17 protein-coding genes are annotated in these 12,890 nt (G+C 60.7%); 5 read left to right on the top strand and 12 right to left on the bottom strand.

Features of this window, described 5'->3' with window-relative positions; translation table 11 throughout:
* Nucleotides 1-172 precede the first annotated feature (172 nt).
* From ACA057_RS29600 to ACA057_RS29585, 4 genes are read right to left on the bottom strand one after another with little or no spacing between them, the layout of a single operon-like run.
* Nucleotides 173-469 carry a DUF167 domain-containing protein gene (locus tag ACA057_RS29600; RefSeq protein WP_497344450.1) on the bottom strand — a complete coding sequence of 99 codons (297 nt, stop codon included), beginning with the start codon at nt 467-469 and terminating at the stop codon, nt 173-175.
* Nucleotides 470-473: 4 nt separating this feature from the next.
* A complete protein-coding gene (locus ACA057_RS29595) occupies nt 474-1,061 on the bottom strand; it encodes a YggT family protein (RefSeq protein ID WP_497344448.1) in 588 nt (195 codons plus the stop codon).
* Between the two features lie 24 nt (nt 1,062-1,085).
* Nucleotides 1,086-1,904: a pyrroline-5-carboxylate reductase gene (gene proC / locus ACA057_RS29590; RefSeq protein ID WP_497344446.1), complete on the bottom strand. Its 819-nt coding sequence runs from the start codon at nt 1,902-1,904 to the stop codon at nt 1,086-1,088.
* Nucleotides 1,905-1,939: 35 nt separating this feature from the next.
* Nucleotides 1,940-2,626, bottom strand: a complete 687-nt coding sequence (locus ACA057_RS29585) for a YggS family pyridoxal phosphate-dependent enzyme (protein ID WP_497344444.1) — start codon at nt 2,624-2,626, stop codon at nt 1,940-1,942.
* Nucleotides 2,627-2,682: 56 nt separating this feature from the next.
* Here ACA057_RS29585 and ACA057_RS29580 point away from each other — a divergent pair, with 56 nt between their 5' ends.
* Nucleotides 2,683-3,717, top strand: coding sequence for a type IV pilus twitching motility protein PilT (locus tag ACA057_RS29580; RefSeq protein ID WP_401354164.1), 1,035 nt, complete (start codon nt 2,683-2,685; stop codon nt 3,715-3,717).
* 144 nt (nt 3,718-3,861) lie between these two features.
* Here ACA057_RS29580 and ACA057_RS29575 read toward each other — a convergent pair whose 3' ends face one another.
* Nucleotides 3,862-4,491: a C40 family peptidase gene (locus ACA057_RS29575; protein WP_497344442.1), complete on the bottom strand. Its 630-nt coding sequence runs from the start codon at nt 4,489-4,491 to the stop codon at nt 3,862-3,864.
* 249 nt (nt 4,492-4,740) lie between these two features.
* Here ACA057_RS29575 and ACA057_RS29570 point away from each other — a divergent pair, with 249 nt between their 5' ends.
* The gene (locus ACA057_RS29570; RefSeq protein ID WP_497344440.1) at nt 4,741-5,172 is read left to right on the top strand and encodes an NINE protein; all 432 of its coding nucleotides are present in this window, start codon (nt 4,741-4,743) and stop codon (nt 5,170-5,172) included.
* A 94-nt stretch (nt 5,173-5,266) separates the two neighbouring features.
* Here the strand turns inward: ACA057_RS29570 and ACA057_RS29565 are convergent, their stop codons facing one another.
* From ACA057_RS29565 to gshB, 7 genes are all read right to left on the bottom strand, one after another.
* The gene (locus tag ACA057_RS29565) at nt 5,267-6,538 is read right to left on the bottom strand and encodes a dihydroorotase (protein WP_497344438.1); all 1,272 of its coding nucleotides are present in this window, start codon (nt 6,536-6,538) and stop codon (nt 5,267-5,269) included.
* A complete protein-coding gene (locus ACA057_RS29560) occupies nt 6,535-7,539 on the bottom strand; it encodes an aspartate carbamoyltransferase catalytic subunit (RefSeq protein ID WP_053163287.1) in 1,005 nt (334 codons plus the stop codon). Before ACA057_RS29560 ends, ACA057_RS29565 begins: the two co-directional genes overlap by 4 nt.
* A 27-nt stretch (nt 7,540-7,566) precedes the next feature.
* Nucleotides 7,567-8,070 carry a bifunctional pyr operon transcriptional regulator/uracil phosphoribosyltransferase PyrR gene (gene pyrR / locus ACA057_RS29555; protein WP_497344435.1) on the bottom strand — a complete coding sequence of 168 codons (504 nt, stop codon included), beginning with the start codon at nt 8,068-8,070 and terminating at the stop codon, nt 7,567-7,569.
* Nucleotides 8,071-8,161: 91 nt separating this feature from the next.
* A complete protein-coding gene (ruvX, locus tag ACA057_RS29550; protein WP_005792259.1) occupies nt 8,162-8,599 on the bottom strand; it encodes a Holliday junction resolvase RuvX in 438 nt (145 codons plus the stop codon).
* Nucleotides 8,599-9,171 (bottom strand): YqgE/AlgH family protein, encoded by a 573-nt coding sequence (locus ACA057_RS29545; RefSeq protein ID WP_497344433.1) that lies wholly within the window; start codon nt 9,169-9,171, stop codon nt 8,599-8,601. Before ACA057_RS29545 ends, ruvX begins: the two co-directional genes overlap by 1 nt.
* A 191-nt stretch (nt 9,172-9,362) precedes the next feature.
* Nucleotides 9,363-10,262 carry a TonB family protein gene (locus tag ACA057_RS29540; RefSeq protein WP_497344431.1) on the bottom strand — a complete coding sequence of 300 codons (900 nt, stop codon included), beginning with the start codon at nt 10,260-10,262 and terminating at the stop codon, nt 9,363-9,365.
* Nucleotides 10,263-10,326: 64 nt separating this feature from the next.
* Nucleotides 10,327-11,280 carry a glutathione synthase gene (gene gshB, locus ACA057_RS29535; RefSeq protein WP_497344429.1) on the bottom strand — a complete coding sequence of 318 codons (954 nt, stop codon included), beginning with the start codon at nt 11,278-11,280 and terminating at the stop codon, nt 10,327-10,329.
* A gap of 235 nt (nt 11,281-11,515) precedes the next feature.
* Here gshB and pilG point away from each other — a divergent pair, with 235 nt between their 5' ends.
* From pilG to ACA057_RS29520, 3 genes are read left to right on the top strand one after another with little or no spacing between them, the layout of a single operon-like run.
* On the top strand, nt 11,516-11,920 hold the full coding sequence (gene pilG, locus ACA057_RS29530) for a twitching motility response regulator PilG (protein ID WP_150711282.1): 405 nt from the start codon (nt 11,516-11,518) through the stop codon (nt 11,918-11,920).
* A 57-nt stretch (nt 11,921-11,977) separates the two neighbouring features.
* The gene (gene pilH / locus ACA057_RS29525; protein ID WP_008068134.1) at nt 11,978-12,343 is read left to right on the top strand and encodes a twitching motility response regulator PilH; all 366 of its coding nucleotides are present in this window, start codon (nt 11,978-11,980) and stop codon (nt 12,341-12,343) included.
* 10 nt (nt 12,344-12,353) lie between these two features.
* On the top strand, nt 12,354-12,887 hold the full coding sequence (locus ACA057_RS29520) for a chemotaxis protein CheW (RefSeq protein ID WP_497344427.1): 534 nt from the start codon (nt 12,354-12,356) through the stop codon (nt 12,885-12,887).
* Nucleotides 12,888-12,890 lie beyond the last annotated feature (3 nt).

Here is a 12,890-nt window from a genome sequence, read left to right as displayed (position 1 = left end):
AAGACCAGTGTGGCAAGCGGCAAGCAAAGGCCGGGCCTGATTTTATTCAGGTAGACCGAGGCGCGGCATTCGCGGGCAAGCCTCGCTCCTACAGATTTGTGGTGGTGCGCGATGTTGCGTTTAACCCATAACCTGTAGGAGCGAGGCTTGCCCGCGAAGAACGATAACGCGGTCAGTCTGCCGGACGCACCAGATCGGGCAAATCCGGCAGCTTCTTCGGCGAACAGATCCGCACCCGCTTCTGCCGATTCAGCTCGCCGCTGATCAAACTCACCTGACTCTTGGAAACCCCAAACGCCTTGGCCAGGAACGCCATCAGGTAGGCATTGGCCTTGCCTTCAACCGGCGGCGCGGTCAGGCGGATCTTCAGGCGATCACCGTGCAGCCCGCAGAAATCATCGCTGCGGGCGGCCGGTTGCAGGTGACATTCCAGAATCAGGTCATCACCGTCCCAGCGAAAGTAGCTCACCGGGTCAGATCAGCCCGAGCAAGCCGTTGGGCATGAGGGCGAAGTACGCCAGGCGTGGGATCAGCCAGCTTTGCAGCAGCTGGATCACGATAAACGCGAAGATCGGCGAGATATCGAGGCCACCCAGGTTCGGAATGATCCGGCGGAACGGCGCGAGCACCGGTTCAGTAATCTGTGCGACCAGTTCGGCGCCCGGATTGTGGCTGCCCGGAGCGACCCAGGACAGAATCACGCTGATGATCATCGCCCAGAAAATAATATTCAAAAACAGCGAGAAGAGCGCGATCAGGGCCCACGGCAACAGGAACAGCCAGTCGACCATGAAGCCTTTGAGCAGCAGGATGACCGCTATCAACAGCATCTGAATGATCAGCGCCAGCACCAGCGATGACATGTCCAGCCCGAACATGCTCGGGATCACCCGGCGCAGAGGCTTGAGCAGCGGTTGCGTGGCTTTGACAATGAACTGGCAGAGCGGGTTGTAGAAGTTCGCCCTGACCAGTTGCAGGATGAAGCGCATCAGCACGATCAGCAGGTACAGGCTGCCTAGGGTTTTAATGATGAAAATGGCAGCGTCATTGAGTCCGAGCATCATTGATTCCTTTGTAAGAGCTGATTAGCGACCAAGTTGCTCAGCCATCTCGGCCGAGCGGTGAGCAGCGGCGCCGAGTGCTGTTTCTACCAGGGCTTCGAAGCCCCCGGCCTGGAAGGACTTGATTGCAGCTTCCGTGGTGCCCGCAGGCGATGTCACGCGACGACGCAATTCGGCGGCATCGACGTCACTGGCGACCGCCATGTGCGCGGCGCCCAACGCGGTTTGCAGGGTCAATTGTGCGGCGACGTCCGCCGGCAGCCCAAGCTTCACGCCCGCGGCGGTCATGGCTTCGATCAGCAGGAAGAAATACGCAGGGCCTGAGCCGGACACGGCGGTGACCGCGTCCAGTTGCTGCTCTTCGTCCAGCCACAGCGCGATGCCGACGGCAGACAACAGCTCCTGCGCCTGCTGGCGTTGCTCGGCGTTCACTTCGGCCGTGGCGTACAAGCCGCTGACGCCCTGTCGCAGCAGCGCCGGGGTGTTGGGCATGCAACGCACGATCGGCTGGGCGCCGAGCCAGTTGTTCATGCTGGCGCAGGTGATACCGGCAGCAATCGACACCACCAGTTGATTCGGCTTGAGGCTCGGGCGAATCGCTTCGCACACGGCTTTCATCGCCTGGGGTTTGACCGCCAGTACGATCACGTCGGCGCCTTGGATGGCCTCGGCGTTGTCGGCGAATACGTCGATGCCATGTTCTGCGTTCACTTTGGCGCGGGTTTCAGCGCCTGGATCGCTGGCGCGGATGTGCGCCGCTTCCAGACCTTTGGCGCGCAGGCCACCGATCAGGCTGGCGGCCATGTTGCCGGCACCGATAAAGGCAATACGAGTCTTGCTCATGTCAGGTCCTTATAGAGAGGTAAGTCAGCCATGGTTTATGGCTGGCCGTAGTCGCGGGCGCCAAACAGGGCCGTACCGATACGGACCCAAGTGGCGCCTTGGGCGATGGCCGACTCGAGGTCGTGGCTCATGCCCATGGAAAGTGTGTCGAGCGGCAGGTTCAGGCTGGCTTGCAGGCTTTGTACAGCAGCAAAAGCGGCATCCTGGGCGGCGCGATCGTCAGTCGGCTCAGGGATCGCCATCAACCCGCGCAGCTTGATGCGCGGCAATTCGCTGATGGCGCTGGCCAGGGCCGGCAGATCGGCCGGGGTGCAGCCGGATTTGCTGGCTTCACCGCTGACATTGACCTGGATGCAAATGTTCAAGGGCGGCAAATCGGCGGGACGTTGTTCGGACAGGCGTTGTGCGATTTTCAAGCGGTCCACGGAATGCACCCAGGCGAAATGCTCGGCGATAGCGCGAGTCTTGTTCGATTGAATGGGGCCGATGAAGTGCCAGATCAAGGGCAGGTCGGCCAATTCGAGCTGTTTGCCCAAGGCCTCCTGCAGATAGTTCTCGCCAAAGTCGCGGAGCCCGGCGGCGTAGGCTTCACGCAAGGCCTCGGCGGGCTTGGTCTTGCTCACGGCGAGCAACTGGACGCTGTGTTCGTCGCGGTGGGCGGCGAGTGTTGCGGCATGTATGCGCGAACTAACCTGTGCAATGTTGTCTGCTATCGTGGACATCAAGAGGCGCCAGCGGTCTGAAGGTTCGCGGCATTCTACTGGAATTGAGGAACGCTATGGATATCACTGAGCTGCTGGCTTTCAGCGCTAAACAGGGCGCGTCCGACTTGCACCTGTCCGCCGGCCTGCCCCCGATGATTCGGGTGGACGGCGATGTGCGGCGCATCAATTTGCCGGCGCTGGAGCACAAGCAGGTGCAGGCGCTGATCTACGACATCATGAACGACACCCAGCGGGTGGAGTTCGAGAAGCACCTGGAAACTGATTTTTCCTTCGAAGTACCCGGTATCGCGCGTTTTCGGGTTAATGCATTCAACCAGAATCGCGGCGCGGGGGCGGTGTTCCGCACCATTCCGTCCAAGGTCCTGAGCCTGGACGACCTGGGCATGGGCGAAGTGTTTCGCAAGATTACCGAATCGCCCCGTGGGCTGGTGTTGGTCACGGGCCCGACCGGGTCCGGCAAATCCACCACCCTGGCAGCGATGATCGATCACCTGAACAACCATCGTCATCACCACATCCTCACCATCGAAGACCCGATCGAGTTCGTCCACGAATCGCGTAAATGCCTGATCAACCAGCGCGAAGTCCACCGCGATACCCGCAGCTTCGCCACGGCCCTGCGCTCGGCGCTGCGGGAAGACCCGGACGTGATTCTCGTGGGTGAAATGCGCGACCTGGAGACCATTCGCCTGGCGTTGACCGCTGCCGAGACCGGCCATTTGGTGTTTGGCACGCTTCACACCACGTCGGCGGCGAAAACCATCGACCGGGTGGTGGATGTATTTCCGGGGGATGAGAAGTCGATGGTGCGCTCGATGCTTTCCGAGTCACTGCTGGCGGTGGTGTCCCAGGCGTTGGTGAAGAAGGTCGGCGGTGGGCGGATCGCGGCGCACGAAATCATGCTCGGCACTTCAGCGATCCGTAACCTGATCCGCGAAGACAAGGTGGCGCAGATGTACTCGTCGATTCAGACCGGCGGTAATTTGGGGATGCAGACGCTGGACATGTGCTTGAAGGAGCTGGTGACCAAGGGCTTGATCAGCCGGGACCATGCGCGGGAGAAGGCGCGCTCGCCGGATAATTTCTGAGGGGGATTTGTGTTGCCTTCAATGACACCTTCGCGGGCAAGCCTCACTCCTACAGGGACCGCATAATTCCTGTAGGAGCGAGGCTTGCCCGCGAAGAGGCCTTCATATCCAAAGCAATTCCCGGGTCAACCCCGGGTGCTCGATTCAGCGCTGAACAACCTGAATAGCATTCTGCTCTTTCGGCAGAACCCGCTTGGCAACCACGTAGTGGCTTTCCCAGTACGGTTTCTTCAGGGTGTCGATGGTCACCGACTTGCCACGACGCGGTGCGTGGATGAAGCGGTCGTTGCCCAGGTAAATAGCAACGTGATTGACCCGACGGCTCTTGATGTTGAAGAAAATCAGGTCGCCCGGCTTCAGGTCGTTACGATCGACTTTCGTGCCATGGCCGCTGGCCATTGCGTTGGACGTGCGTGGCAGGTCGAACGTGGCGTCATTGAACGCGTATTTCACCAGGCCGCTGCAATCGAAGCCTTTGCTTGGGCTGCTGCCGCCCCAACGGTAGGGCGTGCCGAGGACATTCACGGCACGGCTCAACACGTTGCTGCTTTCCTTGCTCGCCATCGGCGGAACAAGCTTGCTGCTGGCGTTGTTCACGCTGCTCAGTCGAGTGGAGCGTTTTACGGTTGATTTGTATTTGCTCGAAGGAACAGATACATGGGATTTTGGGGTGTAACCATTAACGTTTGGAAGACGTTGCTCACGATTGGTGGCGTGGGCGGCCAGTGGCATCAAAAGGCAAATGGTTAGCCATGTCTTGAAAAATGGACGCATTAGGCAAGGCTCATATAAGTTAGCGCGCAACTTTATAACAGCTTTTTTGGCCCATCCGAGGCCGTTGGTCGATTCAACTTTCGGGCAACGGAACCAAATAAGCGGAAAATTGACGCAATTGTCGGACAGAAGTCAGGTGGTATAAGGCTTTGACGGGACACAAGGTAGCAGATGCCATACGTCGGCCACCTGTAAAAAAGTCACAAAGAATTCAAGAATATTTATCTATCGTGTGAATCGAGGTCCTTCATGAACACCTATCAACACCCTGTTTCGCACCAAGATACGCACAGTAAAGTGATTGGTTACCTGCTGTGGATTCTCGGTTTTACCGGGGCCCATCGTTTCTATTACGGCAAGCCGGTGACCGGGACGATCTGGTTCTTCACATTTGGCTTGATGGGCATCGGATGGCTGATCGACCTGTTTCTGATCCCGGCCATGGACCGCGAGGCCGACCTGCGATTTACCGCCGGCCCTATCGAATACAACGTTGCGTGGGTTCTGCTGACGTTTCTAGGGGTGTTCGGCGTACACCGGATGTATCAGGGGAAATGGATCAGCGGGTTGCTGTACCTGGTCACGGGCGGGTTGTTCTTTATCGGGGTGCTGTATGACTTCTGGACGTTGAATGACCAGGTATCGATTCGCAATGCGCAGAACAGAGGCGCCTTCCAGTAAGCCGTCGCTAGCAGGCTAGCTCCCACACAGGATCTGTGAACGACACAAATCCCCTGTGGGAGCTAGCCCTGCTAGCGATTGGGGCAACTCGGTCTTAAGCCTCGTGGCTGATCCGCCCATCCACCAGCGTGTAACGCACCACACCCGGCAGGCTATGCCCAATGAACGGGCAGTTTTCGCCCTTGGACAGCCAGGTTTCACCGGCCACGGTCGAAGTCGCAGGGTCGAACAGCACGATATCCGCCGCACCCCCCACCGCCAACTTGCCCGCCGGCAGGCGCAATGCCTCGGCAGGTCCGGCGCTGAGACGCGCCAGCAGCGTTGGCAGGTCCAGTAAACCGTCTTCCACCAGTGTCATCGCCAGTGGCAGCAGCAGTTCAACGCTGCTGATGCCTGGCTCGGTGGCACCGAACGGCGCCAGTTTGGCGTCCCGCTCGTGGGGTTGGTGATGGCTGGAAATGGCCGAGACCACACCCGACTTCACCGCTGCACGCAGGCCATCGCGGTCGGCGCGGGTGCGCAGCGGCGGCTGGACGTGATAAAGGCTGCTGAAGTCGATCAGCGCTTCGTCGGTCAGGATCAGCTGATACAACGCCACATCGGCGGTCACCGGCAGTCCACGCGCCTGGGCTTGAGCGATCAGGGCCACGCCACGCGCGCTAGTGAGTTGGCTGAAGTGCGCGCGCACGCCACTTTGCTCGACCAGCAACAGGTCCCGGGCCAGGGCCACGGTTTCAGCAGTTTCTGGAATACCCGGCAAGCCGAGGAAGCTGGCGGTCGGGCCTTCGTGGGCCAGGCCACCTTCGGCCAGGTCATGGTCCTGAGAATTGAAAATCACCGTCAGGTCGAACGTCGCCGCATATTCCAGCGCCCGGCACAGCGTGCGGGTGTTGCGGAAGCTTTCCAGGCCGTTGCCGAAGGCCACGCAGCCGGCATCGCGCAAGGCGACCAGTTCGGCCAGCTGTTCGCCGTCCAGGCCTTTGCTCAGGGCGCCTATCGGGAAGACTTTGGTGTTGCCGGCTTCACGCGCGCGGTCGAGGATCAGTTCGGCCACGGCCGAGGTGTCCAACACCGGTTTGGTTTTCGGCGGGCAGCACAGGCTGGTGACACCGCCAGCGGCGGCGGCGCGGGTTTCGCTGGCGATCGAGCCTTTGCGGCTGTAGCCCGGTTCGCGCAGGGCGACGTTCAAGTCGACCAGTCCAGGCGCGGCCACCAGGCCTTTGGCGTCGATAGTATCGACGGCGACAAAACCGGCCGGGGCGGCGCCCAGGGCGATGATCTTGCAGGCTTCAATATGGATGTCGGTGACTTTATCCAGACCGGAGGTTGGATCGATAACGCGTGCGCCGAGAATGCTGAGCTTCACTGGGCGTTCTCCTGCTCGAATTGACGTTGCGCAGTCTGCCCGCTCATGGCCATGGACAGCACGGCCATACGAATCGCGATGCCATAGGTGACCTGATTGAGGATCACCGAGTGCGGGCCGTCGGCCACCGCCGACTCAATCTCCACGCCACGGTTGATCGGCCCCGGGTGCATGACGATGCAATCCGGCTTGGCCCCGGCCAGGCGCGCGGTGGTCAGGCCGAACAAGCGGTAGAACTCACCTTCGCTCGGCAGCAGGCCGCCGGTCATGCGTTCACGCTGCAGGCGCAGCATGATCACCACGTCGACGTCTTTCAGGCCTTCGGCCATGTCGGTGTAGACCTTCACGCCGTATTGCTCGATGCCGATCGGCAGCAGGGTTTTCGGCGCGATCACGCGGATGTCCGGGCAACCGAGGGTTTTCAACGCCAGCATGTTCGAGCGCGCGACCCGCGAGTGCAGGATGTCGCCGACGATGGCCACCGAGAGATTTTCGAAGCCGCCCTTGTGCCGTCGAATCGTCAGCATGTCGAGCATGCCTTGGGTCGGGTGCGCGTGACGGCCGTCGCCGCCGTTGATGATCGCCACTTGCGGGCACACATGCTCGGCGATGAAGTGCGCCGCGCCGGAATCACCGTGGCGCACGACGAACATGTCCGCGGCCATGGCTTCGAGGTTGCGCAGGGTGTCGAGCAGGGTTTCGCCCTTGCTCGCCGACGAGGTCGACACGTTCAGGGTGATCACGTCGGCTGACAGGCGCTGGGCCGCCAGTTCGAAGGTGGTGCGGGTGCGGGTGGAATTCTCGAAGAACACGTTGCACACGGTCTTGCCGCGCAGCAACGGGACCTTCTTCACCGCCCGGGCGCCGACTTCTAGGAACGAGTCGGCGGTGTCGAGGATTTCCGTCAGCAGCTCGCGGCGCAAACCGTCGAGCGAGAGGAAGTGGCGCAGCTGGCCCTGATCATTGAGCTGCAGCGGGCGCTTGGTTTCTAGAGGCGTCATCGCGAGGGGGACTCTCAATAGGGCGAATTAAAGGGCGAGGTCTTGCAGTTCGAGCTTGAGCTCCGGGCCGGAGAGCTTGACGCGCTCGTGGGCCGCCAGTGACAGGGTCGCGCCCACCACGTTCGGACGGATCGGCAGTTCACCGGCGTCGAGGTCCAGCAGGCACACCAGCGTTACGCTGGCCGGGCGGCCGTAGTCGAAGAGTTCGTTGAGGGCGGCGCGGATGGTCCGGCCGCTCATCAGCACGTCGTCGATCAGCACCAGGTGCTGGCCTTCGATCTCGAACGGCAGGGCCGAAGGGCGCACTTGCGGGTGCAGGCCGTTCTGGCTGAAGTCGTCGCGGTAGAAGGACACGTCCAGGGTGCCCAGGGGCGAATTGCTACCCAGTTCATCGAGCAAGGCCTGGGCGACCCAGACGCCGCCGGTACGGATACCGATGTAGCGCGGTTCGCTGATGCCACGGTGTTCCAGGTGTGCCTTGAGACGGATCGCCATCTGGCTGATCAGTTCGGCGGGATTGGGCAGGCTCATGGTTGCTCCTTCTTGGGCCCGAGCCCTGCCTTTGAGTCAGGCTGCGGGGTTTGGCTCGGGTTGTAGCTAAGAGAGACGCCGTGACGGCTCTTCAGGATTCAAACAGTGCGGTGTTTTCGTCGAGCCAGCCTTGCAGGAGCAGGGCGGCCGCGATGGCGTCGACCGGGTTGTCGCGGTAACTGCCTTTCTGGCCGCCACGATCACGCCGCTCGCCCTTGGCTTCGAAGGTGGTGAGGCGTTCGTCGTGGGTATAGAAGGGCAGGTTGTAGCGGCCGTTCAGGCGGCGGGCGAATTTTTCCGCGCGCAGGCACATGTCGCTCGGTGTGCCGTCCATGTTCAACGGCAAGCCGACCACCACGGCGTCGGGTTTCCACTCTTTAATCAGGGCTTCGACCTGGTTCCAGTCGGGAATGCCGTTTTGTGCCTTCAAGGTGCACAGCTCGCGGGCCTGGCCGGTAATGACCTGGCCGACCGCAACGCCGATCTGTTTGGTGCCGTAGTCGAAACCCAGGATCAACCGCAGGGCCATCAGGCGTGCCCCGCCTGGCTGGTGAGCAGGCTGAGGTTGACGCCCAGGTGCTTGGCCGCCGCTTCGAGGCGCAATTCGCTGCTGGTGTTGAACAGGATGTCGGCGTCGAACGGGCAGGTCAGCCAGGCGTTCTGGGTCAGTTCGGCTTCAAGCTGCCCGGGTTCCCAACCGGCATAGCCGAGGGCGATCAGGCTTTTGGCTGGGCCGACGCCGTCGGCGATGGCAAAGAGCACGTCCTGGGAGGTCGACAGGGACAACTCGCCTTCCAGATCAACGGTCGCCTGAAAGCTCGTGCCCGAGGGATGCAGGACAAACCCGCGATCGGTCTGCACCGGGCCGCCAGTAAAGATCGGCACATGCTGGCAGAGCATCGGCGGTTCGATATCGGGGCGCAGTTGCTCGAGAATATCGGCCAGGTTCAGGTCCTGCGGACGGTTGACCACGAGCCCCATGGCACCATTGGCCGTGTGCTCGACGATGTAGGTCAAGGTGTGCGCAAAGTTCGGGTCGACCATGTGCGGCATGGCGATCAGGAAGTGATGCTTGAGGTAGCTGGGGCTGACGTTCTTCATGAGCGCTAGTGTGGCGTTGGAGGGGCGAACTGACAAGCTGGGGATGCACAGGAAATGCCGTAAATACCCGCAAACAACTGGACCCCTGTGGGAGCGGGCTTGCCCGCGATGGCGGCGGTACATTCAAAAATTCTGGTGTCTGACACACCGCTATCGCGGGCAAGCCCGCTCCCACAGGGATTTTTGGGGTGTCAGTTACTGGAGAGTCTGTCCCCGCGCGCAAACTTCCAGGTGCGGATGATTTCCAGCCGGTCGATGTCCGACAAGTCCCCGGTAAACGGCGAAAACGGTGCCGCCAGCCTGACGATCCGCTGCGCCGCCTGATCCAGCAGCGGTTGCCCGGAAGACTCCAGCACCAGCACTTCATACAGCGAGCCATCGCGGTTGATCGAGACCATCAGGCGCAAATTGCCGTAGATCTGTTTGCGCCGCGCTTCTTCGGGGTAATTGAGGTTGCCGATGCGCTCGACCTTCTTGCGCCATTCGTCTTTGTACCAGGCGCCCTTGTCGCGCATGGTCGACGCCGCGCTCAGACGGTGGATGCGCGGGCGTTTGGCGTACAGCTGTTGTTCGCTGGCCAGTTCCGCTTCCAGGCTGGCGATGTCGCTGGACAGCTGTTCGGCGTCGAAGGTCGGCGCCGCCACGGCAGGTTTGTTGACGGGCTTGGGCTCTTCGGTTTTAGCGGTGGCTTTTTTCGGCTTCGGTGCGACAGTCGTCACGGCAGCCTTGGGCGCGGCTTCCTGCACTTCAGGCTTGGCGGCCGGCGGTGGCGTGACTTTCTGCACCTTGTTGTCCTGGAAGGGCGCGACCTCGGTGGTCTTGGGAATCGCCTTTTTATCCAGGGTGCCGCTGCCTTGCTGATTTTCCTGAGCGAGGAAATCGGCTTTTTCAGGCTTCTTTTCACTTTTGAACGTGGCGAGGGTGATTTCCAGGGTCCTGCTGATCTGCTTGGGTTCGACCATGGTAAAGCCGACGCCCAACAGCAAGGCCAAGTGAATCAGCGCCGCGAGAAACAGGGTAAAACCGAGGCGATCGGCCGGGCGCACGCCACGATGGGCGAGTTCAGCGGGCAGATCGGACGGCAGGGTCATAACAAGGAAACCAACATCGCGTTTTCACAGGCCGCGCATGATAACGCAATGTTGGTTTGGCTTATCAACGAGCCTTGAGCTTCTGATCGATGGCATCCATCAGCATCCCGCCAATATCGGTGCCGAACGCGTTATCAATCTCGCGAATGCAGGTCGGGCTGGTGACGTTGATTTCGGTCAGGTGTTCGCCGATCACATCGAGGCCGACAAACAGCAGGCCCTTTTCACGCAGGGTCGGGCCGACTTGTGCGGCGATCCAGCGATCCTTTTCGGTCAGCGGGCGCGCTTCGCCACGGCCACCGGCGGCGAGGTTGCCACGGGTTTCGCCGGCCGCCGGAATCCGCGCCAGGCAGTAATCCACCGGCTCGCCGTCGATCATCAGGATGCGTTTGTCGCCATCCTTGATCGCCGGCAGGTAGGCCTGGCCCATGATCTGTTGCGCGCCGAGCGCGGTCAGGGTTTCGAGAATCACCGACAGGTTTGGATCGCCCGCGCGGTGACGGAAGATCGAGGTGCCGCCCATGCCGTCCAGCGGCTTGAGGATCACGTCGCCGTGCTTGGCGGCGAACTCGCGCAGCACGTCGGCGCGGCGGCTGACCACGGTCGGCGGGGTGCACTGCGGGAACAGCGTGGCGAACAGTTTTTCGTTGCAGTCACGCAGGCTTTGCGGCTTGTTGACCACCAGCACGCCGGCGCGCTCGGCTTGTTCCAGCAGGTACGTGGAGTAAACGAACTCCATGTCGAACGGCGGATCCTTGCGCATCAGGATCACGTCCAGATCGCTCAGCAACGCGTCGGTTTCAGCTTCCAGTTCGAACCATTTTTCCGGGTTGGCGAACACTTTCAGCGGACGCATCCGCGCCCGGGCTTCACCTTCGCCCTGGTACAAATCGCGCTGTTCCATATAGAACAGTTCCCAGCCGCGCTTCTGAGCGGCCAGCAGCATGGCCAGCGAGCTATCCTTTTTATAGGAAATGCTGGCAATAGGATCCATGACAATCCCGACGCGAACGCTCATGGGTTTTTCCTCGAAATTGGGGTGGCTAAATAGCTATCAAAAAGTGGCGTCAGAGTGGCGCTGAGTGTGTTCCCGGTCAAGGAAAAACCACCTCGAAGGTCCCCCGATAGATTGGACATGGAGACTGTGCTAAAAAGACTGCCAAGTTGTACTGGCCCTTGAGTATCAAGGGTTTCGAGCCGCCGTTAACCGGCAAACGGACAAATTGTTTCGCAAAGGCGACGGTAGAGCATTTATGGAACAGCATTCCAGCGCCTTGAAGGTCATGGTGATCGACGATTCGAAGACGATTCGCCGCACCGCCGAAACGCTGTTGAAGAATGTGGGGTGTGAAGTCATCACAGCCATCGATGGTTTCGATGCGCTGGCGAAGATTGCCGACCATCATCCCGGCATTATCTTTGTCGACATCATGATGCCGCGTCTGGATGGCTATCAGACCTGCGCTTTAATCAAGAACAACAGTGCGTTCAAGTCCACGCCAGTGATTATGCTGTCGTCCAAGGACGGGCTGTTCGACAAGGCCAAGGGGCGCATCGTCGGCTCCGACCAGTTTTTGACCAAGCCTTTCAGCAAGGAAGAACTGCTGAACGCGATCCAGGCCCATGTACCGGGCTTCGCCGCCGTTTTGCCGCAGTAGGACACGCACAGTGACGCTCGGCCAGCGGGCCCGGCGTCGACAAGAATGGGGAAGACCATGGCACGTATTCTGATCGTCGATGATTCGCCGACTGAAATGTACAAACTGACCGGCATGCTGGAAAAGCACGGTCATGAAGTGTTGAAAGCCGAAAACGGCGCCGACGGCGTAGCCCTGGCCCGCCAGGAAAAACCTGACGCGGTGCTGATGGACATCGTCATGCCCGGCCTCAACGGCTTCCAGGCGACCCGACAGTTGACCAAAGACCCGGAAACCGGGCACATCCCGGTGATCATCATCACCACCAAGGATCAGGAAACCGACAAAGTCTGGGGCACGCGCCAGGGCGCCAAGGACTACCTGACCAAACCGGTCGACGAAGAAACCCTGATCAAGACCTTGAACAACGTGCTGGCCGGTTGATCGTCCGGCCATGACCGAGTCGCTGACCGCCTTCGAACTGCTCCTGCAGATCGACCAGCGCTGTCGTCTGCTGGCGGCGGACTTGCCGTCCCAGCCGACCCGGCAGGACAGCTGGAGCGGCATCGGTTTTCGCTTGGGCGAACACTGGTACGTCGCGCCCATGGGCGAAGTCAGCGAAGTGTTGCATGAGCCGCGTTTCACCCAGCTGCCGGGGGTCAAACCCTGGGTCAAGGGCGTGGCCAACCTGCGCGGGCGGCTGCTGCCGATCATGGACCTGTGCGGTTTCTTTGGTCATGAGCTGTCGGCGGTGCGCAAGCAGCGGCGGGTGTTGGTGGTTGAGCATGAAGACGTGTTTGCCGGGCTGATGGTCGATGAAGTCTTCGGCCTCCAGCACTTTGCCCAGGACAGTCTTGAACCCATGGAGACGCTGAGCGGCCCGATGGCACCGTTCATCAAAGGCCGGTTCCAGCGTGAGCAGAGCTGGCAAGTGTTCAGCCCGTTTGCGTTGGTGCAATCACAAAGCTTTATGCATGTCGCCATTTAGCGG

This window comes from Pseudomonas sp. LBUM1661 (assembly GCF_059695925.1).
This window is presented reverse-complemented; position numbering and strand designations above follow the sequence as displayed.